Genomic DNA, 951 nt, shown 5'->3' with positions numbered 1-951 from the left:
ATGAAAAAGATTGTTGTTGCCGCCCTGTCCGCTGCTCTGATGTCGACCGCCTTTGCGGGAACGGCCAGCACCTCTGTCACCATCAACGCCAATGTGCTGTCCTCCTGCACCTTCGACAGCAATGCCACCCAGGCCGCCAGCTTCACCTACGACGCCATCAACGGCACCAGCGACGCCATGGCCGGGTCGGCTGTTCTGTACTGCAACGCGGGGACCAGGATGGGCACCATCACCCCCGACATGGGACCCATCATGCTCAAGAGCATGTCCAAGGATGCAGTTCTGAATGCGGAGTACACCCTGTCCTTCGTGGCGAACCCCGGAATGGGTATGGGTTCCTACCTTGGGGCCGACAAGTACGAGTACACCCTGAGCGCCCTCGCTCCTGCCGGCCAGTGGGGCGCGCCCACCGCCGACGACTACACGTACATCGTCGACATCGAAGTCAACTTCTAAGCTGCCCGGAGTTCAGGGTCTGGCAATCTCTTTTAAAAGTTCTGCCGGACCCTGTTTCCGCGTTCCTGTCTCTACCCTTTGACCCCACCCAAGGAGCCGTATGCGCCTGAAATTCGTATCCCCCCTGCTGGCCGCCGCCCTGCTGAGCGTTGCCACGGCCGTCAGCCCTGCCCCTGCCCAGGTGGCAGTCAATGCCACTGTGAACGACGCGTGCGAAATTACCGGCGTCGCCGATATCGTGATCACAGAGTACCGCGCCGCCGATCTGGCTCCCGCAAAGGGATTCGGCGCCGTCAGTGTGCGTTGCAACCTGGACACCACGCCGTTCCTGGGTTACTGGGACGACACCCAGTGGAACACCGACGGCACGGTTGATCTGATGAACGGCCCCAGCGCGTTGAAGGTGATGCTGGAGAGCGACATTGAACCGAACTTCATCGGTTCAGATTCTTTGAACGGCAGCCAGTACAGCTACAACATCATGGCGAGCGCTGC

General features: G+C 60.6%; 2 protein-coding genes. Both read left to right on the top strand.

The window, feature by feature from the left end; all coding sequences use genetic code 11:
- On the top strand, positions 1 to 456 hold a 456-nt coding region (locus tag IEY21_RS16660), incomplete at its 5' end, for a hypothetical protein (RefSeq protein WP_229753193.1).
- A gap of 100 nt (positions 457 to 556) precedes the next feature.
- On the top strand, positions 557 to 951 hold a 395-nt coding region (locus IEY21_RS16655; protein WP_188905459.1), incomplete at its 3' end, for a Csu type fimbrial protein.

Origin of the sequence: Deinococcus aerophilus (genome assembly GCF_014647075.1) — a bacterium.
Taxonomy (GTDB): domain Bacteria; phylum Deinococcota; class Deinococci; order Deinococcales; family Deinococcaceae; genus Deinococcus; species Deinococcus aerophilus.
Note: the sequence above shows the minus strand (reverse complement) of the source record. Positions and strands in the feature narration are given on the sequence as shown.